This window comes from Mycobacterium sp. TKK-01-0059, assembly GCF_000709305.1.
GTDB lineage: Bacteria > Actinomycetota > Actinomycetes > Mycobacteriales > Mycobacteriaceae > Mycobacterium > Mycobacterium intracellulare.
Genome location: NZ_KL446993.1, coordinates 3,988,149 through 4,011,068 on the forward strand (window position 1 = coordinate 3,988,149; position 22,920 = coordinate 4,011,068).

Genomic DNA, 22,920 nt, shown 5'->3' on the forward strand with positions numbered 1-22,920 from the left:
TCTTCGTCGTCGAATTGATCGTGGCCGCGGCCGTGCCGTTCGACGCCGAACGCAGCAGCCGGATCCGGCCCCCGCAGCTGATCACGCCCGCGCGCAGCCAGGCCAGCGCCTCGACGAAGTCGATCGTCGTCGGCGACCGCACCGTCCGGCTGCTGGGCCTCGGCGGCCCGCCCAGCGAGCGCCTGTTGTTTCGGGTGGCCTCGGACATGGGCGCCGCGATCGGCGCCGTGGAGGCGTTCTGGGGCCTCGACTGGCCACGGGAAATCTCGATCGTCGCGGCCGGCACCGACGAGGAATTTCGCGCCGCCGCCGGCGGGGGACCGGCAGCGCAGTGGGCCGACATCGCCGCCGCGACGGTCTCCGACCGGATCGATCCCGTTCGCCGGGTCGCCCTGGGCCAGCGGATCGTGTTCGCGCCAGGTGCGGCCAACATGAGCGCGGCGTCCCTGCGAATCGTGTTGGCCCACGAGCTTTTTCACTACGCCGCACGCGCGGACACCGTTGCCGACGCGCCCCGCTGGCTCACCGAAGGCGTCGCCGACTTCGTCGGCCGCCCCCCGACGCCGGTGCCCAAGGAGGGGTTGCTGCCCATGACGCTGCCCTCGGACGCCGACCTGGATGTGCCGGGGGCGCCGCGCTCGCTGGCCTATGACCGCGCCTGGTGGTTCGCCCGGTTCGTGGCCGACACCTTCGGAGCGCCGAAGCTGCACGATCTCTACCTGGCGACCTGCGGCCTCAGGCGCGCCGACATGGCGACCGCCGCCCACGACGTGCTGGACACCAGCGAGGCGGGCCTGCTCACCGCCTGGCGCCAGTGGCTGACCCACTAACTACGCACCGGGCCGTGTGCACGCACGGCGCCGCCGCCACGCTAGCCTGTCGCAGGTGAGTCGGGTCCTGCTGGTAACCAACGACTTTCCGCCCCGCCCGGGCGGCATCCAGTCGTACCTCGGTGAGTTCGTCGGCCGACTCGTCGAGGCCCGGTCGCATTCGGTGACGGTGTACGCGCCGCACTGGAAGGGCGCCGAGGCCTTTGACCGCTCGGCCGAGGCGGCCGGCTACCGCGTGGTGCGCCATCCGGGCACCCTGATGCTGCCCGGCCGGGCGGTCGACACCCGGATGCGGCGGCTGATCGCCGACGACGGCATCGAGACCGTCTGGTTCGGGGCGGCCGCGCCGCTGGCGCTGCTGGCCCGGCGAGCGCGGGGCGCGGGGGCGAAGCGGGTGGTGGCCAGCACGCACGGCCACGAGGTCGGCTGGTCGATGCTGCCGGTCGCGCGGTCCGTGCTGCGGCGCATCGGCGACGACACCGACATCGTCACGTTCGTCAGCCGCTACACGCGGTCCCGGTTCGCACCCGCCTTCGGGCCCAAGGCCTCGCTGGAATACCTGCCGTCCGGGGTGGACACCGACAAGTTCCGGCCCGATCCCGCCGGGCGTGCCGCGTTGCGTCGGCGCTACGGGTTGGGCGAGCGGCCCACGGTGGTGTGCGTGTCTCGGCTGGTGCCCCGCAAAGGCCAGGACATGCTCATCAAGGCGCTGCCCTCGATCCGGCGACGCGTCGACGGGGCCGCCCTGGTCATCGTCGGCGGCGGACCCTACCTGGAATCACTGCGGACGCTGGCCCGCGACTGCGGGGTGGCCGACGACGTGATCTTCACCGGCGGCGTGCCGGCCGCCGAACTGCCCACGCATCACGCGCTGGCGGACGTGTTCGCGATGCCCTGCCGCACCCGCGGCGCCGGACTGGACGTCGAGGGACTGGGCATCGTCTTCCTGGAGGCCTCCGCGAGTGGCGTGCCCGTCGTCGCCGGGAAGTCCGGGGGGGCCCCGGAAACCGTGCGGCACAACGAAACCGGGCTCGTCGTCGACGGTTGCTCGGTGACCGAGATCGCCGACGCCGTCACCGAGTTGCTGACGGATCGGGACCGGGCGGCCGCGATGGGCGCGGCCGGGCGCGACTGGGTGACGGCCCAGTGGCGCTGGGACACCCTGGCGACACGGCTGGCCGGGCTGCTCGGCTAGCGGTGCGCGCGGTCAGTCCTTTTCGTAGATGGCCTCGATGTCGGAGGCGAACTTTTCGGCCACGACGTTGCGCTTGACCTTCATCGTCGGCGTCAGTTCCCCGGTGTCCTCGGTGAAGTCGACGGGCAGGATGCGGAACTTGCGAATCGACTCGGCGTGCGACACCGCCTGATTGGCGTCCTTGATGGCCGCGTCCACCTCGGCGACGAGGTCGGGATCGGTGGCCAGATCGGCCACCGACGCGCCGGATCCCTTCTGGTTGCGCTGTTTCCAGCCGTCGAACGCCTCGGGATCGATGGTGATCAGCGCGCCGACGAACGGCTTGGCGTCGCCGACGACCATGGCCTGGCTGATCAGCGGATGGGCCCGCAGCCGGTCCTCCAGCACGGCGGGGGCGACGTTCTTGCCGCCCGCGGTGACGATGATCTCCTTCTTGCGCCCGGTGATCTTCAGGAACCCGTCGTCGTCGAGCACACCAAGGTCGCCGGTCTTGAACCAGCCGTCGGTGAACGCGTCGGCGGTGGCCTGCTCGTTGCGCCAGTAGCCGCTGAACACCACGCCGCCGCGCACCAGCAGCTCGCCGTCCTCGGCGATGCGCATGCTGTTGCCGGGCAACAACGTTCCGACCGTGCCGATCTTGACGTTGCCGACCTGGTTGACCGTGATCGCGGAGCTGGTCTCGGTCAGGCCGTAGCCCTCATGGATGGTGAGGCCGACGCCCCGGTAGAAGTGCCCCAGCCGCGACCCCAGCGGCGCGCCGCCCGACACGGACGCGTGGCAGTCGCCGCCCAGCGCCGCGCGCAGCTTGCGGTACACCAGCCGGTCGAACAGCGCATGCTTGGCGCGCAGCACCGGCCCCCGCCGGCCCCCGTCGGAGGCCTCGCTCCAGTCGACGGCGGTTTGCACGGCCATGGCGAAGATGCGCCCCTTGCCATCGTTCGCGGCGTTTTGCTCCGCCGTGTTGTAAACCTTCTCGAACACCCGCGGAACCGACACCACCACCGTCGGTTTGAACACCGCGAACATCGGCAGCAGGTTCTTGATGTCGCTGGTGAATCCGACGGTCACCTTGTTGGCGAACGCGGACAGGGTCAGCGAGCGCGCCAGCACGTGGGCCAGGGGCAGGAAGATCAGCAGCCGCTGGCCCTCATCGAGCAGCGTCGGCAGGCTCTCCTTGGCGCCGCGGGTCTCGTACAGCAGGTTGGAGTGCGTCAGCTGGCAGCCCTTGGGCCGCCCGGTGGTGCCCGAGGTGTAGATGAGCGTCGCGGGGTCCGCGGCCCGCAGGCCCTCCAGGCGTGCGGTGAGCTCGGCCGGTTCCACCGACTCGCCGGCCTCGACGAGCTGGTCGAGCGCCTTGGGCCCCGACCCGTTGATGTGCAGCACCCGGCGCAGGGCGGGCAGTTCGGCGGTCAGCTCGGTGACCATCGCCGCGTGCTCGTCGGTTTCGGCGAAGGCCAGCACCGCCTCGGAGTCCTGCAGCACCCAGCGGACCTGTTCGGCCGACGACGTCTCATAGATCGGCACCGTGACCCCACCGACCGCCAGGATGGCCAGGTCGAGGATCGCCCATTCGTAGCAGGTGGCACAGAAGATCGACACCCGGTCGCCCGCCTGCACGCCCAGGGCGATCAAACCCAGTGCGGCAGAGCGGATCTGACCGGCGGCCTCCGCGCAGGTGACGTCGGTCCACTCGCCGTCGACCTGGCGTTGGTAGATGACAAAGTTCGGGTCATCGCGCTCGTGCTCGAAGACCATCGCCGCGATGTTGTCGTCATCGTCGACCGGAAAGCGGGCGGGGACGCTGTACTCACGCACTCTTATGACCTCAATTGACCTCGTGACGTTTCCCGGCAGCCGGGGTTGCTGTCGACCAGCCTAATCCGAGCATCGAGCCAGCACGGCCACAGTCGGTGCGGCCGGGACCCCGACGCCCGCCGCATGCGGGTGTGTGAAGCTGTGGGCATGAACAGCATCCAGATCGCGGATGAGACGTTTGTCGCCGCCGACGGCGCACGGGTGGGCGCCGCGGTCGCAGATCGGGCTAGTTGGCGCCGCTGGTGGCCGGACCTGCGGCTGCAGGTCGTCGAGGATCGCGCCGACAAGGGCATCCGGTGGTCGGTCACCGGCGCGTTGACGGGGACCATGGAGGTCTGGCTGGAACCTTTGATGGAGGGGCTGGACGGGGTGGTGCTGCACTACTTCCTGCACGCCGAGCCCACCGGGGTGGCGGCCTGGCAGCTGGCCAAGCTGAACCTGGCGAAAATGACACACCGCCGCCGAGTGGCGGGCAAGAAAATGGCCTTCGAGGTCAAGACGACACTGGAACGGTCACGTCCGGTCGGAGTTTCTCCGGTAGTTTAGCCGGGTCGGGTCCGCGCGGAGAGTACCGTGTCGGACCGAGACCCACGGGGGTCCCCGCACGGCCGGTTCCGAGCAGCCGGGACCCATCCGCTCGCGGGAGAGAGGGCAGCAACCAGGTGGCGGAGAAGACGACGCAAACCATCTACATCGACGCCGACCCGGGCACCGTGATGCGGGTGATCGCGGATATCGATTCCTACCCGCAGTGGATCTCGGAGTACAAGGAAGCCGAGGTTCAGGAGAAGGACGCCGACGGCTACCCGAAGGTGGCGCGGATCGTCATGGACGCCACCGTCCTCAAGGACACCATGGTCATGTCCTACCAATGGCCCAAGGATCGCCAGTCGGTCAGCTGGACGCTGGTGTCGAGCTCGCTGCTGCGTGCCCTCGAAGGCTCATATCGGTTGGCGCCCAAGGGATCTGGCACCGAGGTCACCTACGAACTCTCCGTCGACTTGGCCATGCCGATGATCGGCCTGCTCAAGCGCAAGGCCGAGCGTCGTCTGACCGACACCGCGTTGAAGGATCTGAAGAAACGAGTCGAGGCTGAGTGAGACGGCTGCGCCCGCCCCGGCCCGGATCAGTCTCTTCGTTGGGAAAGGCGGGGTAGGGAAATCCACCCTGGCTTGCGCCACCGCGGTCAGTTCTGCGAGCGCGGGACAGCGGGTGCTGGTGGTGTCCACCGACCAGGCGCACTCGCTTGGTGATGTGCTGGGCACCCCCGTCCCGCCCAGCCAGGACGAACTGGTGCGGGTGTCCGCCGATCTCGAAACCGGGCGAGCGGATGCCGGCGGCGGATTTCTCGATGCGCTGGCCTTGGATACCCTTGCCCTGCTCGAGGTCCGTTGGCGTGAGGCCGTCGCCACGTTGGACCGGCGGTTCCCCGACTCCGAATTGAGCACCATTGCGCCCGAAGAGCTTTCGGCGTTACCCGGTGTCCAGGAGGTGCTCGGTCTCTACGCCGTCGGTGAGCTGGCCGGTTCGGGACGATGGGACCGCGTGGTGGTCGATTGCGCGTCGACCGCGGACGCATTGCGGATGTTGACGTTGCCCGCCACCTTCGGGCTGTACGTCGAGCGGGCGTGGCCGCGGCATCGCCGGCTGTCCGTCACCGCCGACGACGGCCGCTCGGCCGCGGTGGTCGAGCTGCTCGAGCGCATCAGCGCGAGCGTGGAGACGCTCGGCGCGCTGCTCACCGACGGCGAGCTGGTCAGTGCGCACCTGGTGTTGACCCCGGAGCGGGTGGTCGCCGCGGAGGCGGCCCGCACACTGGGGTCGCTGGCCTTGATGGGCGTACGCGTCGAAGAGCTGATCGTGAATCAGGTTCTGCCGCAAGATGACTCATACGAGTACCGCAACCTGCCTGAGCACCCGGCCTTCTACTGGTACACCGAACGCATCGCCGAGCAGCGCAGTGTGCTCGACGAGCTCGACGCCACCATCGGTGAGGTGGCCCTCGTGATGACCCCACACCTGTCCGGCGAGCCGATCGGCGCCAAGGCGCTGGGCGCGCTGCTCGACGCCGCCCGCCGCCGGGGAGGCAGCGCGCCGCCGGGCCCGTTGCGGCCCATCGTCGACCTCGAATCCGGGACGGGACTTGGGTCCGTCTACCGGATGCGGCTAGCGTTGCCGCAACTCGATGCGTCGGCGCTGACCCTCGGGCGGGTCGATGACGACCTCATCATCAGCGCCGGCGGATTGCGGCGCAGGGTGAGGTTGGCGTCGGTGCTTCGGCGCTGCATCGTGCTGGACGCGCGCCTGCGGGGTAGTGAGCTGACGGTGCGTTTTCGACCAGATCCGGAGGTGTGGCCTAAGTGAGTGGGGCTCATCCCGAAATCGGTCCGGAGCTGCGCAGGCTCGCCCAGACGATCCTGGACGGCATCGACCCCGCGGTGCGCGCGGCCGCGGCGCTGACGGCGGGCGCCGGACCGGGAACCGGCAAGTGCCAGCAGGTGTGGTGCCCGGTGTGCGCCCTGGCCGCGCTGGCGACCGGCGACCAGCACCCCTTGCTCACCGCGATCGCCGACCACAGCATCGCCCTGCTTCAGGTGATCCGCGACATCGTCGACGACATCGACCGGGCGTCGCGCCCGACGCCGGAACCGCCGCCCGACGGTCCGCCCGGCGGCGCGGCCGACAGCGGCGACGCCGCCCCGCGGACGCGTTATCAGCCCATCCCCGTCACGCTGGACGAGTGAGGGCGCTGCGTCGCAGGTGGTCCCTTCCCGTGGGGATAGGTACAGTTGGCGCAGTACATCAGCGGGGTGTAGCCGAGAGGGAGGGCCATGTGGTACTGGCTATTCAAGTACGTGCTCCTCGGCCCGCTGCTGTCATTGCTGGGGCGGCCGAAAGTTGAAGGGCTAGAACACGTTCCGAGCTCCGGGCCGGCGATACTGGCAAGCAATCACCTGGCCGTGATGGACAGCTTCTATCTTCCGCTGGTGGTGCGGCGCCGGATCACCTTCCTGGCCAAGTCGGAATATTTCACCGGCACCGGTTTGAAGGGGTGGTTCCAGCGGTGGTTCTTCACCGCCGTCGGGCAGGTGCCGATCGACCGGACCGACGCCGACAGCGCCCGGGCCGCGCTGACTACCGCGCAACAGGTGCTGGGTGAGGGCAAGCTGCTGGGCATGTATCCCGAAGGCACGCGGTCCCCGGACGGCCGGCTCTACAAGGGCAAGACGGGGCTGGCGCGGCTGGCCCTGCAGACCGGGGTCCCGGTGATCCCGGTCGCGATGATCGGCACCAACGTCGTCAACCCGCCCGGGACCAACATGCTGCGGTTCGGCCGGGTCACGGTTCGCTTCGGCAAGCCGATGGACTTCTCGCGCTTCGACGGGCTGGCCGGCAACCGCTTCATCGAGCGGGCCGTCACCGACGAGGTGATCTACGAGCTGATGGGGCTGTCCGGGCAGGAATACGTCGACATCTACGCGGCCAGCCTGAAAAAGGGCGGTGACGCGGCCGACGGTGAGGCCGCGCGGATTCCCGAGACCGCGGCCGGTTAACCGACGGCGGTAGCCGGCGCCAGTGGCTCCGGCGCGGCCTCCCGCGAAACGCCGCGGGCGGTCACGGTGGCGCCGGCCGCGACGATGACCGCCAGCGCCCACCACACGTAAGACATCCCGGCGAGTTGGCGCCACCACACCGCGCTCGCCTCGTGATGCTTGGGCAGCAGGTCGATCGGCGTCCACCTCATCAGCGCCACCCCCACGGCGCTGACGACCATCAGCAGCGCGTTGCGGCGCCGCCAGCCCAAGACGGCCGTCACCAGCACCGCGGGCAGCACCCACACCCAGTGGTGCGACCACGACACCGGCGAGACCACCAGCCCGAACAAGGCGACGCAGACCAGCGCGAGCGTGGGCTCGCCGGCGCGCAGCACCCGGCGCATCGCCCACACCGTCGCCGCCAGCACGAGCAGGGACGCCGCCACCCACAGCAGGAAGCGCTCCTGCTGTCCCAGCCCCAGCCGGGCCAGGGCGCCGGCAATGTTCTGGTCGGTGTTCAATGACGCCGAACCGATCCGGTCGGTGTGATGCACGGTGTGCGTCCAGTACTCCCAGGAGTCGTTCCAGGCCAGCACGAAACCCAGCAGCGTCGCCCCCGCGAACGAGGCCAGCGCGGTCAACGCCGCACGGTGATCGCGGCGCAGCAGGAAATAGAGCAGGAACACCGCCGGCGTCAGCTTCAGCGCCATGCCCACCCCCAGCAGCAGCCCGCGCGGCCACGGCGTGCGCCGCGGCACGCAGTCGGCGATCACCAGCGTCATCAGCACCACGTTGATCTGGCCGAAGGCGAAGTTCGAGCTGATGGGTTCCAGCCAGACCGTCGCGGCCGCGGCGGCGACGACGGCCAGCCACCACCGGCGCAGCCAGGCCGGGCCGGGCAGCACGGCCGACGCGCTCCAGACGTCGAGCCGGGTCAGCACGATCACGGTCGAGGAGACCAGCAAAACCAGCGTCAGGGCGGTGATCGCGACACTGGCGGCCGGCATGTGCATCCAGGCGAACGGGCAGAACACGATGGCGGCCAGCGGCGGATAGGTGAACGGCAGATCCACGATCGGCGTGTGGAACAACACGTCGCCGCGGTACAGCGGGCGGCCGTCCATCCAGGCCCGGGCGCCCATCTGATAGACGTCGATGTCGATGCGATACGGGATGTGCCCGAACAGCTGCCACGCCGCGTAGCCCAGCCCCGCCGCGGCCGCCAGCCAAGCCGCGCCCCACACCAGCGCCCGCCCGGGGGCACGCTTACCTGAGAAGCCCGCCCCGGGCGCCTGCCGTGTACTCATGTCGCACAACAGCGTAATGGGTGCCCGCGCCCGGACACCCCTGGTGCAGCGCGGCTCCCACGGCCGCGGCGCGCGGAGGCGTAGGTTTCAAGGGTGCTCCACTCGTTCGTGGACGAGATGTCCCGATGGTTCGAACATGACATTCACGACCGGGGCCACCTGCCACTGTTGTGCTGCCTGGTGGCCTTCATCCTGACGTTTTTCGTCACGCGGACGTTCGTGCGGTTGATCCGGCACCGCGTCGAAAACGGCCGGCCCACCAAGTGGTGGCACCCGCGCAACGTCCACGTCGGGGGAGTGCACATCCACCACGTCACGTTCGGGGTGGTGCTCACGTTGCTCTCCGGGCTGACGCTGGTCACCCTGTCCATCGACGGGCACGAGCCCCAGTTCATGATGGCCGCCACCTTTTTCGGGATCGGGGCCGCCCTGGTCCTCGACGAGTACGCGTTGATCCTGCACCTGTCCGACGTCTACTGGTCCGAGGACGGCCGCACCTCGGTCGATGCGGTCTTTGCCGCCGTCGCGGTGGCCGGGCTGCTGATGATGGGCCTGCACCCGCTGATGTTCTTCCTGCCGATCTGGCACGACGCCAACTCGTGGGCGCTGCGCGCCGTGGTGGGGGGCGCCATGGCGTTGACGCTGCCGCTGGCCGTCGTGGTGGTGCTCAAGGGCAAGGTCTGGACCGGTCTGCTGGGCATGTTCCTGGTCATCTTGCTGGTGATCGGGGCGGTCCGGCTGTCGCGCCCGCACGCGCCCTGGGCCCGCTGGCGGTACGCCACGCAGCCGGACAAGATGCGCCGCGCGCTGCAGCGCGAACGGCGGCTGCGCCGCCCGGTGGTGCGGGCCAAGCTGTACCTGCAGTGCGCCATCGCGGGCACGCCGCGGTTTCCGGATCAACGTGCGGTGGACGCCAGATTGGACGACGAGGTTCATCCCGCCCCGGCGCCCACCGGTCCGATCCTGATCAGCAGATAATCTCCCTTCGTGCGGTACTTCTACGACACCGAATTCATCGAGGACGGCCGCACCATCGAGCTCATCTCGATCGGGGTGGCCGCCGAGGACGGCCGCGAGTACTACGCGGTGTCCACGGAATTCGATCCCGAGCGCGCCGGGCCGTGGGTGCGCGCCAACGTGCTGCCCAAGCTGCCGCCCCCGGCGTCGCAGGTGTGGCGGTCACGCAGGCGGATCCGCGAGGACCTGGAGGAGTTCTTCGGCGTCAATTCCGGGCGGGCGGCCGCCGAGCCGATCGAGCTGTGGGCGTGGGTGGCGGCCTACGACCACGTCGCCCTGTGCCAGTTGTGGGGCCCGATGCCGGACCTGCCGCGGGCCATCCCGCGTTTCACCCGCGAGCTGCGGCAACTCTGGGAAGACCGGGGCAGCCCCCGGATGCCCCCGCGGTCGCCCGATGCCCACGACGCGTTGGTCGACGCCCGCGATCAGCTCCGCCGCTTCCGGTTGATCACGGCGGGAGACTGAGACGGCCGCGCTCGACGGCGTTCACGCTGATCAACACTGACCGGGGGGATCCGCGACCCGGTTACGATGGACCGATGAACTGGACCGTCGACATCCCGATCGACCAGCTGCCGCCGCTGCCGCCGCTGCCGACCGATCTGCGGGCGCGATTGGACGCCGCGCTGGCCAAGCCGGCCGCCCAGCAACCCAGCTGGCCCGCCGATCAGGCGTCGGCGATGCGCACGGTCCTCGAGAGCGTGCCGCCGGTCACGGTGCCGATGGAGATCGTGCGGCTACAGGAGCAGCTCGCCCAGGTGGCCAGGGGTGAGGCGTTCCTGCTGCAGGGCGGTGACTGCGCGGAGACGTTCACCGAGAACACCGAACCCCACATCCGCGGCAACGTGCGCACCCTGCTGCAGATGGCGGTGGTGCTGACCTACGGCTCGAGCATGCCGGTGGTGAAAGTGGCCCGCATCGCGGGGCAGTACGCCAAACCGCGATCGGCCGACATCGACGCGCTGGGGTTGAAGTCCTACCGCGGCGACATGATCAACGGCTTCGCCCCGGACGCCGCGGTGCGCGAGCATGATCCGTCGCGATTGGTGCGCGCCTACGCCAACGCCAGCGCGGCGATGAATCTGGTTCGTGCCCTGACGTCGTCGGGCTTGGCCTCGCTGCATCTGGTCCACGACTGGAACCGGGAGTTCGTCCGGGCCTCGCCGGCGGGCGCCCGCTACACGGCGCTGGCCACCGAGATCGATCGCGGCCTGCGCTTCATGAGCGCATGCGGGGTGGCCGACCGCAACCTGCAGACCGCCGAAATCTACGCCAGCCACGAGGCTTTGGTGCTCGACTACGAGCGGTCGATGCTGCGCCTGTCCGAGAACGACAGCGGCGAGCCCCAGCTGTATGACCTGTCGGCGCACACCGTGTGGATCGGCGAGCGGACCCGCCAGCTCGACGGGGCGCACGTCGCCTTCGCGGAGGTGATCGCCAACCCGATCGGCGTCAAGATCGGCCCGACGATCACCCCGGAGCTGGCCGTCGAATACGTCGAGCGGCTCGACCCGCACAACAAGCCCGGCCGGCTGACACTGGTGAGCAGGATGGGCAACAACAAGGTGCGCGATCTGCTGCCCCCGATCGTGGAGAAGGTCCAGGCCACCGGTCACCAGGTGATCTGGCAGTGCGACCCGATGCACGGCAACACCCACGAGTCGTCCAACGGGTACAAGACCCGCCACTTCGACCGCATCGTCGACGAGGTGCAGGGCTTCTTCGAGGTGCACCGCGCGCTGGGCACCCATCCCGGCGGCATCCACGTCGAGATCACCGGGGAGAACGTCACCGAGTGTCTTGGTGGGGCGCAAGACATTTCGGACACGGACCTCGTCGGCCGCTACGAGACCGCGTGCGACCCACGGCTGAACACCCAGCAGTCGCTGGAGTTGGCCTTCCTGGTCGCCGAGATGCTGCGCGACTGAGTTTGGCGAGCAGACGCAGAATCGCACAAAACCATGCGTTTTGGTGCGATTCTGCGTCTGCTCGTCGTTTGAGCGCGGCTACAGCAGCCCGTTGAGGTTGCTTCCGACGGTCCACGCCGCGGTCGCCACCAGGCCGGTCAACGCCAGCACCAGCGCCACCCACACCAGCACCATGCGCCGGTTGTGCTGGCGGGTCCACACGAATTCGCTGATCGGGATGCCCGCGAATTCGCCTGCGACAGGCTCATATTCGTAGTCATCTTCGTCCTCGTCGGGTTCGTCGGCGGCCGCGGCCGGGCGCTGCGGGCGCGGCCAATCCTCGGGGCCCCGGGTCAGTTGGCGGGTGGGCTGGCGCACCGGGGCGGGCCCGGGCTGCTGCGCGGTGGCCGGGCGCTGGCCCATCCGGCTGTGCTGCAGCGCGGCCGAGCGGTGCTGCGCGGAGTTGCGTGGCGCCGGCACGGAGAAGTCCGGCAGCGCAAGCTCATCGGCGATCGCGTCGAGATCGGCGCCCATCTCGGTCGCGTCGGCGTACCGGTCGGCCGGGTCGCGGGCCGTCGCCCGCTGCACGAACTGGTCGAACTGCACGGGCACACCGTCGATGGACGCGCTGGGCGCCGGCACGTCGGTGTCCAGCCGCCGGTAAGCGATCGACAGCGCCGAGTCGCCGGTGAAGGGGGTGTGCCCGGTCAACAGCTCATAGGCGAGGATGCCCGCGGAGTACACGTCGCTGCGCGGGCTCGCGTCGCCGTCGCGCACCTGCTCGGGCGACAGATACGCCGCGGTGCCCAAAATCACACTGGTAGAGGTGATTCCGGCGGCGGCGACGGCGCGGACCAACCCGAAGTCGGCGATCTTCACCTCGCCGTCGTCGGAGATCAACACGTTCTCCGGCTTGACGTCGCGATGCACCAGACCGGCGCGGTGCGCGGCGGCCAGCCCGCCGAGCACCGGACGGAGCACCGCCGCCACGGCGTAGGGCGGCATGGGTCCTCGCTCGCCCAGCAGCTCGCGCAGGGTGCCGCCCTCGATGAGCTCCATCACCAGAAACGGGTGCCGCGCGTCGGAGCCCTGGTCGTAGACCGCGACCAGCCCGGGATCCTTCAGGCGCGCGACGGTGCGGGCCTCGCGCTGGAAGCGGGTGAGGAACTGCTCGTCGCCCGCGTAGCGAGAATCCATCACCTTCACGGCGACGGGACGGTCGAGCCGGGTGTCGAGACCGCGGTACACCGTCGAGGTGCCGCCGCTGGCGATCTTCGCCTGGATCAGGTAGCGGCCGTCCAGCAACGCGTTGTCCAACGGGTCCGCCGTCCCGGCCTCCGCCCGCGGACGATGCGGACCGGCCCGGCCGGGCGGATGAGCTTGGGCCACGGGGCCATCGTAGGTGCGGCGCCATGATTGGGCGGAAGAACACGGGCTCACGGCGCGTATCAAGGCTTACACTTGCGCGGATGAGCAGTATTCCTGCCGGCGACGATGTGCTAGATCCCGACGAGCCGATCTACGACCTCCCGCGGGTCGCCGAATTGCTTAAAATCCCGGTAACCAAGGTCCACCAACAGCTCCGCGATGGCCATCTGGTCGCGGTCCGGCGCGGCGAGGGCGTGGTGGTGCCGCAGGTGTTCTTCACCCAGTCCGGTGAGGTGGTCAAGAGCCTGCCGGGATTGTTGACGATCCTGCACGACGGCGGCTACCACGACACCGAGATCGTGCGCTGGTTGTTCACCCCCGACCCGTCGCTGACGGTGACCCGCGACGGCACCAAAGACGCCATCAGCAATGCCCGCCCCGTCGACGCGCTGCATGCCCACCAGGCCCGCGAAGTCGTGCGCCGGGCGCAGGCGATGGCCTACTGAGCCGGTGCGGCGACCTCGGCCGGGCCGGTCCGAGGGCGGGGTGCCCGGTGCAGGGTGTACCAGGCGATCAGCGCGACGGCGGTGGCCAGCGAGTAGTGCAGCCACGAGTACATCCCATGCGAGCCATCGGGTTTGAAGATCACCATCACCCAGGTCGACGCGCCGCCGATGATCGCCACCGCCCGTCGTGACTGGGCCAGGGGAGCCACGATCGCCAGCGGCCACGAGTAGTACCAGGGCAACGCGGCCGGGACGAACAGCACCACGATCAGCATCGAGTACGCCATGCCGGTGAGCGCGGCCCGGTCATCACGCCGGAACCGCCACCACAACAGCGGCAGCGAGACCGCGATGATCGCGATGCCGACCAGCCGGGTGACCCGCAGGAGCGGATAGAAGCTCACCGGAAACAACCCGCTGCCGATCGCGTGGATCAGGTTGGCCGCCGCGGTCGGCACGGTCAGCCAGTTGATGATCTTCACCGAACCGGCCAGCGCGGTCAGCCATCCCAGCCCCACGCCGGCCACCGCGGACAGGATCGCGAACACCACCGCGAAGACCAGCAGCGACGCCGCCGCGGCCGCGAGAAGCGCTCGCGCGGAACGATATCCCCGCCGGTCGCGCAGGTCCCGCGCCCACACCCACACCAGGAAGGGCAGCGCGATGCCGGCGGTGGCCTTGACCGCGATGGCGACCGTGATCAGCGCGGTGCCCGCGACGTGGCGGCCGCCGAACGTCAGCGCGATGCCGGCGGCCATCAGGCCCACCATCAGCATCTCGTTGTGCACGCCGCCCATCAGATGGATGAGCACCAACGGGTTGAGCACGCAGATCCACAGCGCCGTCGAGGGGTCGGCCCCCAGGTGCCGCGCCACCCGGGGCGTCGCCCAGATCAACAGCGCCAGACCGGGCAGCATGCACAGCCGCAGCAACATGGTGCCCGCCACCACGTTGTTGCCGACGAGGACGGTGATCAGCTTCGCCACCAGAATGAACGCCGGACCATAGGGGGCGGTCGTGATCGACCAGATGGGACTGACGTTGTCCAACAAGATGTTTGGATTGGCGACCGGGCCGACGGCGTAGGGATCCAGGCCGTCGCGCAGCAGTGCGCCCTGCGCCAGATACGAATAGGTGTCCCGGCTGAAGACGGGCACCGACACCAGCAGCGGCGCCAGCCAGAATCCGGTGGTGGTCTTCATGACGAACTCGGTCGCGTGGCCGGCCAGCACGCGGCGGCCCAGGCCCAGCCAGGCGATCAGCATGAGGCCGACGCCGGTCCACAGCACGATCGACGACAGCACCAGGCCGTGGCCAAAACGCAGCCAGGACATGTGAATCGACTCGAGCAGCGGGTCGTGCTGGCGGGTGCTGCCCGCGCCCAGCCCGCCCAGGGTGATCAGCACCGACCCCAGCAGGCCCAGTTTGGCCGGCCGCGATTCGTCGGCCGCCACGAACGCCCTCAGCTGGGAAAGCCGTTCGCCGCGAGGGGGTTTGGCTGCTGGCGCGTCGTCGGCCGGGGTGTCGGTCGGAGTCGTCATCGGTTCAGGCGGACCGGTTCGTGGCGATCTTGGCCAATTCGGACAGCCCGGCTTTGGCCGCGGTGTTGATGGGGGCGGCGGCCAGCGTCGCCAGCGCCCGCTGGGTCAGCGTGGCGATCCGTTGTTCGGCCGCGGCCAGGGCACCCACCGACTCGATGACGTCACGCAGCCGATCCACTTGCGCGTCGGTCAGCTGGGCGCCGATCGAGGTCCGTAACAGGTTGGCCGCCACCGGGTCTGACGTCTCCGCCAACTCCACCGCCTCGGCCAGCAGCACGGTGCGCTTGCCGGATCGCAGGTCGTCCCCGGACGGCTTGCCGGTCACCGCGGGGTCACCGAAGACGCCCAGGACGTCGTCGCGCAGCTGGAACGCCACCCCGAGGTCCGTGCCGAACTGGCTGAAGATGTCGTGGACGTCGGGTCGGTCGGCGGCGGCGGCCACGCCGAGCTGCAGCGGGCGCGACACGGTGTAGCAGGCGGTTTTGAAGGTGTCGACGTTCATCGCCGACGCGATCGAGGCGGCGGCGCTGGCTTCGGCGACGATGTCGAGGTACTGCCCGCCGAGCACCTCGGTGCGGATGTTGGCCCAGACCCGGCGGATGCGGCGCTGGGCCTGCGGCGTCAGGTCGACACCGAAGACGATGTCGTCGGCCCAGGCCAGGGCGAGGTCACCGAGCAGGATGGCGGCCGACGCCCCGAACCGCTCGGGCGAGCCCCGCCAGCCCCGGTCGCGATGCAGGGTCGCGAACTGGACGTGGGTGGTCGGCCGTCCCCGCCGGGTGGAGGAGTCGTCGATCACGTCGTCGTGCACCAGCGCGCAGGCGTGCAGCAGCTCGAGCGCGGAAAACAGCAGCAGCACTTGCTCATCGGGTTCGTCGGTGGCCACGGCGCGCCACCCCCAGTAGGCGAACGCGGGGCGCAGCCGCTTCCCGCCGCCCAGCACGAAATCTTCGAGCGCGGCGATCAGGCCGTTGTAGTCGTCGCCGATGTAGGCGGTCTCGGCGCGCCGCTCGTCCAAATACCGCCGCAACTGTTCGGTGATGGCGCCGGTCAACTCGACGGTTGCCGCCGCTGCTGTGGCTTTGACGCTCAGCGCGGCGCCCCTTTCTGCTCGGCTGGCTGGGTGTTCCAGGCCCGACCAGTGTATTCGTCGCGCGGCCCGGGGTGGGTCCCGCGTGAGGTCGCCGGGTGCACCCAGTTGCTTCGACCGCCTCACTAACCCGCCCCTATGCTGGCGGGTGCGCTGGGGCTCGCGCGGATGCTGCGCGGCCAAGAGACGCCCCGGGCCCAAAGTCGTCGGACGGAGAGAAGCCGCGTGACCCTCAACACCATTGCGCTCGAACTGGTGCCACCAAACGCCGACGAAGGTCGGGAGCGGGCACTCGAAGAGGCGCACAAAGTGGTGCGGCATTCGGCCGAGGCCGGTCTGGACGGCCGGATCCGGCACGTGATGATCCCCGGGATCATCGCCGAGGACGACGACCGTCCCATTCAGATGAAGCCCAAGCTGGATGTGCTCGACTTCTGGTCGGTCGTCAAGCCGGAACTGACCGGGATCAGGGGCTTGTGCACGCAGGTCACCGCGTTCATGGACGAGCCGTCGCTGCGGGGCCGGCTGACCGAGTTGTCCTCGGCCGGAATGGAAGGCGTGGTGTTCGTCGGCGTGCCGCGCACCATGAACGACGGCGAGGGCTCCGGCGTCGCCCCGACCGACGCCCTGTCGATCTATCGCGAGCTGGTGACCAACCGCGGGGTGATCCTGATCCCCACCCGCGACGGCGAACAGGGCCGGTTCAACTTCAAGTGCGACCAGGGCGCCACCTACGGCATGACCCAGTTGCTGTATTCCGACGCAATCGTGGGGTTCCTGAGCGAGTTCGCCAGGCAAACCGATCACCGGCCCGAGATCCTGCTGTCCTTCGGCTTCGTGCCGAAGATGGAAAGCCGCGTCGGACTGATCAACTGGCTCATCCAGGACCCGGGCAACGCCGCGGTCGCCGACGAGCAGGAGTTCGTCCGCAAGCTCGCCGAATGCGAGCCCCCGCAGAAGCGTCAGCTGATGGTCGACCTCTACAAGCGCGTCATCGACGGGGTGGCCGACCTCGGTTTCCCGCTGAGCATCCATCTAGAGGCGACCTACGGGATCTCCGGTCCCGCGTTCCAGACCTTCGCGGAGATGCTCGCATACTGGTCACCCGCCCAGCAGGGTTAGCGCCGCGAGGCTAGGTGGGCGGCGGCTGGTCGCGGGGCGCGGTGAGCCGCGGTGAGCGGTCCCGGCCGACCCACGCCAGCAGCCCCACCACGCCGGCGGCCGCGAAGGACGCGATGCCCAGCCACACCACGGCGCCGGTGAAGGAACGGGTGTTGGGGTCGGTGTAGCGGGCCTGGGCGGTCATGGTGCTCACCACGCCCGGCTTGAGCTTCCAGGACACCACGTCGGGCTCGACCCGGTCGCCGTTGGTGGAGGTGACCACCCCCGGAAAGGCGACCGTCAGCTCGACGTCCGCCTCCGAATCGGTCAGCGACGTCAGATCCGCGCGGCCCTCCAGGATCACCAGGTTGCCGTTGCGGCGCAGCGACAGGTTGACGCCGGAGGCGTCGGAGTTCATGTTGGCCAGCTGCGGCAGCTCGGCGAACGTCAGATCGGAGAACACCGCCTGGGAGCCGACGTAGCCGTCGCTGTCGTAGTTCGACACCGCCACCTTCTGGCTGAACGGCAGGTTGTTGCTGTCCAGCTGGGGGCCGGTGTCCTTCGGGGTCTTGGGTTTCGCGGCGGCGACGATCTCCCCGGAGACCAGGTCGTCGGGGGAGACGGTGAGCGAGGCCCGGACCCGCAGGCATCCGGTGGCCAGCGGCACCAGCAGCAGCAACATCGCGATGGCCAGCAGACGGCGCCGTCGGGCCCGGGGGGCTTTCACGCCGCGGTCGCGGGCTGGGGGAGAGCTGGCGCGCACCAGGTCATCGTGCCAGATCCGATGTGCCACTTGAACAAGGCCACTCCGGAGCGCGGGCGTCCGATGCGCGCCCGATTCCGCGGTGTCACAGCGGCAGTTCGCGGCCCAGGATCGCAAACGCCCGCGGGTCGCCGGCGAAGTGGTAGCGGCGGATGACGTCGGTGAAGCCCAGCCGGCGGTACAACCGCCAGGCGCGGTTGGGCTCGCCGTTGGTTTCCGGCGTCGACAGCAGCACGTTCTTTTCCGCGCGTCCGGCGAGCAGCCGCCGAGCCAGCGCCTCGCCGAGGCCGCGGCCCTGGGCGCGGGGATGAATGTGCAGCTCGGTCAACTCGAAATAGCTGTTCATCAGCCGGGCGATCTCGTGGGGCGGCGAGCCGCCGCGCTGCATGCCCAGCACCACCTGCTGCTGCCACCATTGGCCGGGCGCCCCGGGATAGCCGTAGGCCACGCCGAGCAGCGGGGCGCTGGTCAGATCCTCCGCTGAGGGCATCGGCGCGCCCTCGTCATCGGGCCCCTCGGCTTCGACGACCCCGGCCCCTTGCCAGCCGCGGCGGCGGATGTGCTCGAGCCACATCGCGGCGCGCTGTTGCTCGGTGCCGCGCGGGTAGCGCATCGCATCGACGTACACCGTCAGGGCGTCGGTGAGGCGACGCTCCATATCGTGGGGGAGCAGATCGATGAGGAATATCCCCAACTCGCGGTGCCCTCCTCATCCGGTGATCGGTCTCGTTCGATGCTGCGGCGGTCTTACCCGGCTGCCAAGAATCATTATCGGACCCTCACGGGCCGGCGCGACGAGCGGTCGTGGCGCCGAACCGACGGACCGCCCCGGTTCGGGAAGCCGGTTGTAGCGCACGGGCGTTCCGGTCTGGCGGATTGCCGCGATCCGGCCGGGATAGAATCGGCGCGGAACCAGTGGTATGGGGCAGATTGACCTCGTATCATTCAATTAGTTGCCCGCGCAACGGGCATCGCGTGCTATCGATAGTCACGTGCCAAACTGTCGGCAAGGAGGGACGAATGCCACTCTCCGATCATGAGCAGCGAATGCTCGATCAGATCGAGAGCGCTCTCTACGCCGAAGACCCCAAATTCGCGTCAAGCGTCCGCGGCGGGGGCTTTCGCGCGCCCACGGCCCGCCGGCGCCTGCAGGGAGTGGCGCTGTTCGTCGTCGGCCTGGCGATGCTGGTGTCGGGGGTGGCGTTCAAGGCCACCTGGATCGGCGGCAGCGTCCCCATTCTCAGCATTTTCGGGTTCATCGTCATGTTCGGCGGCGTGGTGTTCGGCATCACCGGTCCCCGATTGTCAGGCAGGCCAGACCATTCCGGCTCCGCGCCCACCTCGCTGCGCCAGCGCCGCAACAAGGGCGGGGGCTCCTTCACCAGTCGCATGGAGGATCGGTTCCGCCGCCGCTTCGACGACTGAGCGCCGACCCACCCGCACGGGGTAGCCGCTGGCTGCCCCGTTTTGCATTTCTCCCGCGTCGTCCCACGCCTCGCGCCGCCCCGGCCGTCATCGTCGCAGCTTCCGGCCGGCTGACTGACGCCGCGCAACCGTCGATACCGTTTTGCGCCCCAACCGAGCCCTAGCCGACGCGCGGGCCGGCGGTTAATCCCCACCGGGCCCCACTAGAGTTCCCCACTACGCCCCACCGGCGACATTTTCCCTGCTAGCTGCCCTGCCGGCGCCGCCCTGAATCACGGTGCGCGGGCCGCCCGACACGCCTCTCGTAGCGCGTCGAGGGCCCCGTGACGACGGAGAACCCGGAAAACGCCACGGCGACATGCCATGAATGGGGCGAAGTGGGGGATTGTGGGGTATGGTGGCTGCAGTGTTTGGGTGACCTCGAACGGGAGGTGAGCTGGTGTTTCTTGGCACCTACACGCCCAAACTCGACGACAAGGGGCGGCTGACGTTGCCCGCCAAGTTCCGTGACGCGCTGGCAGGGGGGTTGATGGTCACCAAGAGCCAGGACCACAGCCTCGCCGTCTACCCGCGGGCGGAATTCGAGCAACTGGCCCGCCGGGCGAGCAAGGCGTCGCGAAGCAACCCTGACGCCAGGGCCTTCCTGCGTAACCTCGCCGCCGGCACCGACGAGCAGCACCCCGACGCCCAGGGCCGCATCACGTTGTCGGCCGACCACCGTCGTTACGCCAGCCTGTCCAAGGAGTGCGTGGTGATCGGCGCGGTCGACTACCTCGAAATCTGGGATGCGCAGGCCTGGCAGGACTACCAGCAGACTCACGAAGAGAACTTCTCCGCGGCCAGCGATGAAGCACTCGGCGACATCATCTGAGGCGCATGCCCGTGCAACGTGGCCTCTGCCCGAACCGACCCTGGCGTACTTCCCCAACGCCAGGTTCGTGCCTTCGGACAGGGACCTCGATGCAAGGGCGCCACACCTTTTCCGGCACGCTCGGGCCGTGCCGGGGCGTGCGGCCCACGGGTGGCGGCAGATCCGGGGAGGCGTTGCGGTGGCTGACAATTCAGGGCGCGGTGATCGCAAGCGCGGCCGTGGTGATCGCAAGCGCGGCCGTGGTGATCGCAAGCGCGGCGCAGCCGGGCGCAGCGGGTCGCCACTAAAGGATGCAGCCGGGCGCAGCGGGTCGCCACTAAAGGATGCAGCCGGGCGCAGCGGGTCGCCACTAAAGGATGCAGCCGGGCGCAGCGGGTCGCCGCCATCGGGATCAGGCGGGCACGTGCCCGTCCTGCTGGAGCGTTGCGTCGCGCTGCTCACACCCGCATTGACCCGCCACCACCCGGACGGGACGGGGGCGACCCTCGTCGACGCGACCGTCGGCGCGGGAGGGCACGCCGAGCGGTTCCTGACCGAACTGCCCGGCCTGCGGCTGATCGGACTCGACCGCGACCCCACCGCTTTGGACATCACCCGAACGCGGTTGGCGCGATTCTCCGACCGGGTCACGCTGGTGCGCACCCGCTACGACGGCCTCGCCACGGCGCTGGCCGAATCCGGCTATGCCGCAACCGAATCGGTCGACGGGATGCTGTTCGACCTCGGTGTGTCGTCCATGCAGCTCGACCGCGCCGAACGCGGTTTCGCCTATGCCCAGGACGCGCCGCTGGACATGCGGATGGACCCCGACGCGCCGCTGACCGCGGCCGACATCCTCAACACCTACGACGAGGCCGAGCTGGCGAACATCCTGCACCGCTACGGCGAGGAGCGCTTCGCGCGGCGCATCGCCGCGCACATCGTGCGCCGGCGGGCCCGCCAGCCGTTCGCGTCGACCGCGGACCTGGTGGCCCTGTTGTACGAAGCGATTCCGGCCGCGGCCCGGCGCACCGGCGGGCACCCGGCCAAGCGCACCTTCCAGGCGCTGCGGGTCGCGGTCAACGACGAATTGGATTCGCTGCGTGCCGCGCTCCCGGCCGCCCTGGACGCGCTTGCCGTCGGCGGTCGCATCGTGGTGATGGCGTACCAATCGCTGGAAGACCGGATCGTCAAACGGTCGTTCGCCGAGGCGGCCGCGTCCCGCACCCCGGTGGACCTGCCGGTCGAACTCCCCGGTCACCAGCCCCGATTCCGGGCCCTGACGCAGGGTGCCGGACGGGCCGATGCCACCGAGATCGAACGCAACCCGCGTAGCGCCGCGGTGCGGCTGCGGGCCCTGCAACGAATGGAATCACAGCAGGCAACCGGGAAAGGCGATTGATGAAAGCGGACCGCGAGACGTCGAAACGACGCGTCGGCAGCGACCGCCGGGGCGCCCGCGACGGTGCTGCCCGACGGGGCAGGCGTCCGGCGCCCGAACCCGGCGCGGCGCGGCGCGCCCGCGGCGCCAGGACCGCGGCGCCCGCCCGCGAACCCCGCGCGCCCAAGGCCGGTCCGCAGAGCAGCCCCGTCGCCCGGCCGGTCGAGCGGTCGGCGCGGCCGAAGAACGCCAGCCAGGCCAAGGCGCGCGCCAAGGCCCGCAAAGCCAAGGCGCCCAAAGTCGTTCGGCCCAAGCTCACCGAGCGTCTGGCCGCCCGGCTGGCGTCGATCGACCTGCGGCCGCGGACGCTTGCGAGCAAGGTTCCGTTCGTCGTGTTAGTCATCGGGGCGCTGGGCGTCGGGCTCGGGCTCACGCTGTGGTTGTCCACCGACTCCGCCGAACGCTCCTACAAGTTGAGCCACGCCCGCGAGCGGACCCGGTTGCTGCAGCAACAGAAGGAGGCCCTGGAGCGCGACGTGCGTGAGGCCGAAGCCGCCCCCGCGCTGGCGGAGGCCGCCCGCAAGCAGGGCATGATCCCCACCCGGGACACCGCGCACCTGGTCCAGGACCCGTCCGGGAACTGGGTGGTGGTGGGTACCCCCAAGCCCGCCGACGGTGTTCCGCCGCCGCCGCTGAACACCAAGCTCCCCGACGAAGCGCCGCAGCCCCCGAAGCCCGCGGCGCCCGCCGCGGAGGTCCCGATGCGGCTCGAGCCGGTCCCCGGCGCCCCCGCCCCGGCCAGGTCGGGGCCCGAAGCGCTGCTGCGCGCACCCGACGGCGCCTCGACGGTAGGCGGTCAACACTTCCCGCCGGCAGTTCCGCCGGTGCCCGGCGCGCCTGGCGCCGCCGGTGCGCCCCCTGCCGGTACGCTGCCCGGCATGCCAGGCGGCCCCGTGACCGGTGCGCTCCCCGGCATGCCCGGTGGGCCGGTGACCGGCGCGCTGCCGACGCCGGGGCTGCCGATGCCGGCCAGACCCGCGACCCCCCCGGTGCCCGTCGAGGTCCCGATCCCGTTGGGCGGCCTGCCCATTCCGGCCCCTGGCCAGCTACCTGCGCCCCTGCCGCCGGAGGTTTCCGTCCCGGTGCCGCTGGGCCGCGCGGCCGGCCCCCAGCCGATCGCCCCCGCCGCTCCGGCGCCCGCCCCGATGCCGCAACCGGGTACCGGCTCCCTGCCCGGGCCCCCCGGCGCGGTGCCAGGTGCTCCCAGGTGAGCCGCGGCGACACCCCA

23 protein-coding genes are annotated in these 22,920 nt (G+C 70.0%); 16 read left to right on the forward strand and 7 right to left on the reverse strand.

All coding sequences use genetic code 11. The features are described 5' to 3' along the window. Positions 1 to 14: 14 nt before the first annotated feature. Both K883_RS18845 and pimB read left to right on the forward strand, forming a co-directional pair. Positions 15 to 830, forward strand: coding sequence for a DUF4157 domain-containing protein (locus tag K883_RS18845; protein ID WP_020822317.1), 816 nt, complete (start codon positions 15 to 17; stop codon positions 828 to 830). Between the two features lie 55 nt (positions 831 to 885). Continuing rightward, positions 886 to 2,025 (forward strand): GDP-mannose-dependent alpha-(1-6)-phosphatidylinositol monomannoside mannosyltransferase, encoded by a 1,140-nt coding sequence (pimB, locus tag K883_RS18850; protein ID WP_008256086.1) that lies wholly within the window; start codon positions 886 to 888, stop codon positions 2,023 to 2,025. 12 nt (positions 2,026 to 2,037) lie between these two features. Here the strand turns inward: pimB and K883_RS18855 are convergent, their stop codons facing one another. After that, a complete protein-coding gene (locus K883_RS18855; protein ID WP_008256088.1) occupies positions 2,038 to 3,840 on the reverse strand; it encodes an AMP-dependent synthetase/ligase in 1,803 nt (600 codons plus the stop codon). Between the two features lie 147 nt (positions 3,841 to 3,987). Here K883_RS18855 and K883_RS18860 point away from each other — a divergent pair, with 147 nt between their 5' ends. The 5 genes from K883_RS18860 (at position 3,988) to K883_RS18880 (ending at position 7,394) form a co-directional block, all read left to right on the forward strand. Further along, positions 3,988 to 4,386: a hypothetical protein gene (locus K883_RS18860; protein WP_008256095.1), complete on the forward strand. Its 399-nt coding sequence runs from the start codon at positions 3,988 to 3,990 to the stop codon at positions 4,384 to 4,386. Positions 4,387 to 4,502: 116 nt separating this feature from the next. Beyond that, positions 4,503 to 4,940 carry an SRPBCC family protein gene (locus K883_RS18865; RefSeq protein ID WP_008256096.1) on the forward strand — a complete coding sequence of 146 codons (438 nt, stop codon included), beginning with the start codon at positions 4,503 to 4,505 and terminating at the stop codon, positions 4,938 to 4,940. Then, positions 4,933 to 6,204 (forward strand): ArsA family ATPase, encoded by a 1,272-nt coding sequence (locus K883_RS18870; protein ID WP_197095522.1) that lies wholly within the window; start codon positions 4,933 to 4,935, stop codon positions 6,202 to 6,204. Before K883_RS18865 ends, K883_RS18870 begins: the two co-directional genes overlap by 8 nt. Further along, entirely contained in the window at positions 6,201 to 6,584 is a 384-nt protein-coding gene (locus K883_RS18875; protein WP_009953489.1) for a hypothetical protein, read from the forward strand. The genes K883_RS18870 and K883_RS18875 overlap by 4 nt, the downstream gene beginning before the upstream one ends. Positions 6,585 to 6,671: 87 nt before the next feature. After that, positions 6,672 to 7,394: a lysophospholipid acyltransferase family protein gene (locus tag K883_RS18880; RefSeq protein ID WP_008256099.1), complete on the forward strand. Its 723-nt coding sequence runs from the start codon at positions 6,672 to 6,674 to the stop codon at positions 7,392 to 7,394. On the opposite strand, the gene K883_RS18885 is transcribed toward K883_RS18880, so the two are convergent. Next, positions 7,391 to 8,683 carry a glycosyltransferase 87 family protein gene (locus K883_RS18885; protein ID WP_197095512.1) on the reverse strand — a complete coding sequence of 431 codons (1,293 nt, stop codon included), beginning with the start codon at positions 8,681 to 8,683 and terminating at the stop codon, positions 7,391 to 7,393. The two genes, K883_RS18880 and K883_RS18885, sit on opposite strands and share 4 nt — an antisense overlap. A gap of 117 nt (positions 8,684 to 8,800) precedes the next feature. Here K883_RS18885 and K883_RS18890 point away from each other — a divergent pair, with 117 nt between their 5' ends. The 3 genes from K883_RS18890 to K883_RS18900 all read left to right on the forward strand — a co-directional run bounded on the left by K883_RS18890 (position 8,801) and on the right by K883_RS18900 (position 11,628). Then, positions 8,801 to 9,661, forward strand: a complete 861-nt coding sequence (locus tag K883_RS18890; protein WP_172417573.1) for a hypothetical protein — start codon at positions 8,801 to 8,803, stop codon at positions 9,659 to 9,661. 9 nt (positions 9,662 to 9,670) lie between these two features. Next, on the forward strand, positions 9,671 to 10,165 hold the full coding sequence (locus K883_RS18895; protein WP_008256110.1) for a polyadenylate-specific 3'-exoribonuclease AS: 495 nt from the start codon (positions 9,671 to 9,673) through the stop codon (positions 10,163 to 10,165). 74 nt (positions 10,166 to 10,239) lie between these two features. Then, positions 10,240 to 11,628: a class II 3-deoxy-7-phosphoheptulonate synthase gene (locus tag K883_RS18900; protein ID WP_036455200.1), complete on the forward strand. Its 1,389-nt coding sequence runs from the start codon at positions 10,240 to 10,242 to the stop codon at positions 11,626 to 11,628. 78 nt (positions 11,629 to 11,706) lie between these two features. On the opposite strand, the gene K883_RS18905 is transcribed toward K883_RS18900, so the two are convergent. Beyond that, complete coding sequence (locus K883_RS18905) at positions 11,707 to 12,996, reverse strand: protein kinase domain-containing protein (RefSeq protein WP_179945078.1); 1,290 nt, start codon at positions 12,994 to 12,996, stop codon at positions 11,707 to 11,709. Between the two features lie 80 nt (positions 12,997 to 13,076). On the opposite strand from K883_RS18905, the gene K883_RS18910 reads away from it, so the two are divergent. Then, complete coding sequence (locus K883_RS18910; RefSeq protein ID WP_008256113.1) at positions 13,077 to 13,481, forward strand: Rv2175c family DNA-binding protein; 405 nt, start codon at positions 13,077 to 13,079, stop codon at positions 13,479 to 13,481. Here the strand turns inward: K883_RS18910 and K883_RS18915 are convergent. Together K883_RS18915 and idsA2 are read right to left on the reverse strand one after the other, a co-directional pair. Then, entirely contained in the window at positions 13,475 to 15,022 is a 1,548-nt protein-coding gene (locus tag K883_RS18915) for an alpha-(1->6)-mannopyranosyltransferase A (protein WP_020822323.1), read from the reverse strand. The genes K883_RS18910 and K883_RS18915 overlap by 7 nt on opposite strands. 4 nt (positions 15,023 to 15,026) lie before the next feature. Further along, entirely contained in the window at positions 15,027 to 16,076 is a 1,050-nt protein-coding gene (gene idsA2, locus K883_RS18920; protein ID WP_036455201.1) for a bifunctional (2E,6E)-farnesyl/geranyl diphosphate synthase, read from the reverse strand. 261 nt (positions 16,077 to 16,337) lie between these two features. Between idsA2 and K883_RS18925 the strand changes: the two genes are divergently transcribed. After that, the gene (locus K883_RS18925) at positions 16,338 to 17,234 is read left to right on the forward strand and encodes a mycobacterial-type methylenetetrahydrofolate reductase (protein ID WP_020822325.1); all 897 of its coding nucleotides are present in this window, start codon (positions 16,338 to 16,340) and stop codon (positions 17,232 to 17,234) included. A 10-nt stretch (positions 17,235 to 17,244) separates the two neighbouring features. On the opposite strand, the gene K883_RS18930 is transcribed toward K883_RS18925, so the two are convergent. Together K883_RS18930 and K883_RS18935 are read right to left on the reverse strand one after the other, a co-directional pair. Beyond that, positions 17,245 to 17,895, reverse strand: coding sequence for a lipoprotein LppM (locus K883_RS18930; RefSeq protein WP_009953480.1), 651 nt, complete (start codon positions 17,893 to 17,895; stop codon positions 17,245 to 17,247). 166 nt (positions 17,896 to 18,061) lie between these two features. Beyond that, positions 18,062 to 18,670: a GNAT family N-acetyltransferase gene (locus K883_RS18935; protein ID WP_036455202.1), complete on the reverse strand. Its 609-nt coding sequence runs from the start codon at positions 18,668 to 18,670 to the stop codon at positions 18,062 to 18,064. A 326-nt stretch (positions 18,671 to 18,996) separates the two neighbouring features. On the opposite strand from K883_RS18935, the gene K883_RS18940 reads away from it, so the two are divergent. The 4 genes from K883_RS18940 to K883_RS18955 all read left to right on the forward strand — a co-directional run bounded on the left by K883_RS18940 (position 18,997) and on the right by K883_RS18955 (position 22,903). Continuing rightward, entirely contained in the window at positions 18,997 to 19,401 is a 405-nt protein-coding gene (locus K883_RS18940) for a DUF3040 domain-containing protein (RefSeq protein WP_008256119.1), read from the forward strand. Positions 19,402 to 19,840: 439 nt separating this feature from the next. Further along, positions 19,841 to 20,272: a division/cell wall cluster transcriptional repressor MraZ gene (gene mraZ, locus K883_RS18945; RefSeq protein ID WP_008256120.1), complete on the forward strand. Its 432-nt coding sequence runs from the start codon at positions 19,841 to 19,843 to the stop codon at positions 20,270 to 20,272. A gap of 403 nt (positions 20,273 to 20,675) precedes the next feature. Beyond that, positions 20,676 to 21,653 carry a 16S rRNA (cytosine(1402)-N(4))-methyltransferase RsmH gene (gene rsmH / locus K883_RS18950; RefSeq protein WP_020822329.1) on the forward strand — a complete coding sequence of 326 codons (978 nt, stop codon included), beginning with the start codon at positions 20,676 to 20,678 and terminating at the stop codon, positions 21,651 to 21,653. Next, entirely contained in the window at positions 21,653 to 22,903 is a 1,251-nt protein-coding gene (locus K883_RS18955) for a cell division protein FtsL (RefSeq protein WP_036455203.1), read from the forward strand. Before rsmH ends, K883_RS18955 begins: the two co-directional genes overlap by 1 nt. The last annotated feature ends 17 nt before the right edge of the window (positions 22,904 to 22,920 follow it).

Excerpts from the sequence above, each read along its gene's own strand:
- K883_RS18930 (WP_009953480.1), bottom strand. The coding sequence starts at position 17,895 with ATGTTGCTGCTGCTGGTGCCGCTGGCCACCGGATGCCTGCGGGTCCGG.
- K883_RS18885 (WP_197095512.1), bottom strand. The coding sequence starts at position 8,683 with ATGAGTACACGGCAGGCGCCCGGGGCGGGCTTCTCAGGTAAGCGTGCC.
- K883_RS18890 (WP_172417573.1), top strand. The coding sequence starts at position 8,801 with ATGTCCCGATGGTTCGAACATGACATTCACGACCGGGGCCACCTGCCA.
- K883_RS18910 (WP_008256113.1), top strand. The coding sequence starts at position 13,077 with ATGAGCAGTATTCCTGCCGGCGACGATGTGCTAGATCCCGACGAGCCG.
- K883_RS18860 (WP_008256095.1), top strand. The coding sequence starts at position 3,988 with ATGAACAGCATCCAGATCGCGGATGAGACGTTTGTCGCCGCCGACGGC.
- K883_RS18915 (WP_020822323.1), bottom strand. The coding sequence starts at position 15,022 with ATGACGACTCCGACCGACACCCCGGCCGACGACGCGCCAGCAGCCAAA.
- K883_RS18940 (WP_008256119.1), top strand. The coding sequence starts at position 18,997 with ATGCCACTCTCCGATCATGAGCAGCGAATGCTCGATCAGATCGAGAGC.
- K883_RS18880 (WP_008256099.1), top strand. The coding sequence starts at position 6,672 with ATGTGGTACTGGCTATTCAAGTACGTGCTCCTCGGCCCGCTGCTGTCA.
- K883_RS18900 (WP_036455200.1), top strand. The coding sequence starts at position 10,240 with ATGAACTGGACCGTCGACATCCCGATCGACCAGCTGCCGCCGCTGCCG.
- K883_RS18955 (WP_036455203.1), top strand. The coding sequence starts at position 21,653 with ATGAAAGCGGACCGCGAGACGTCGAAACGACGCGTCGGCAGCGACCGC.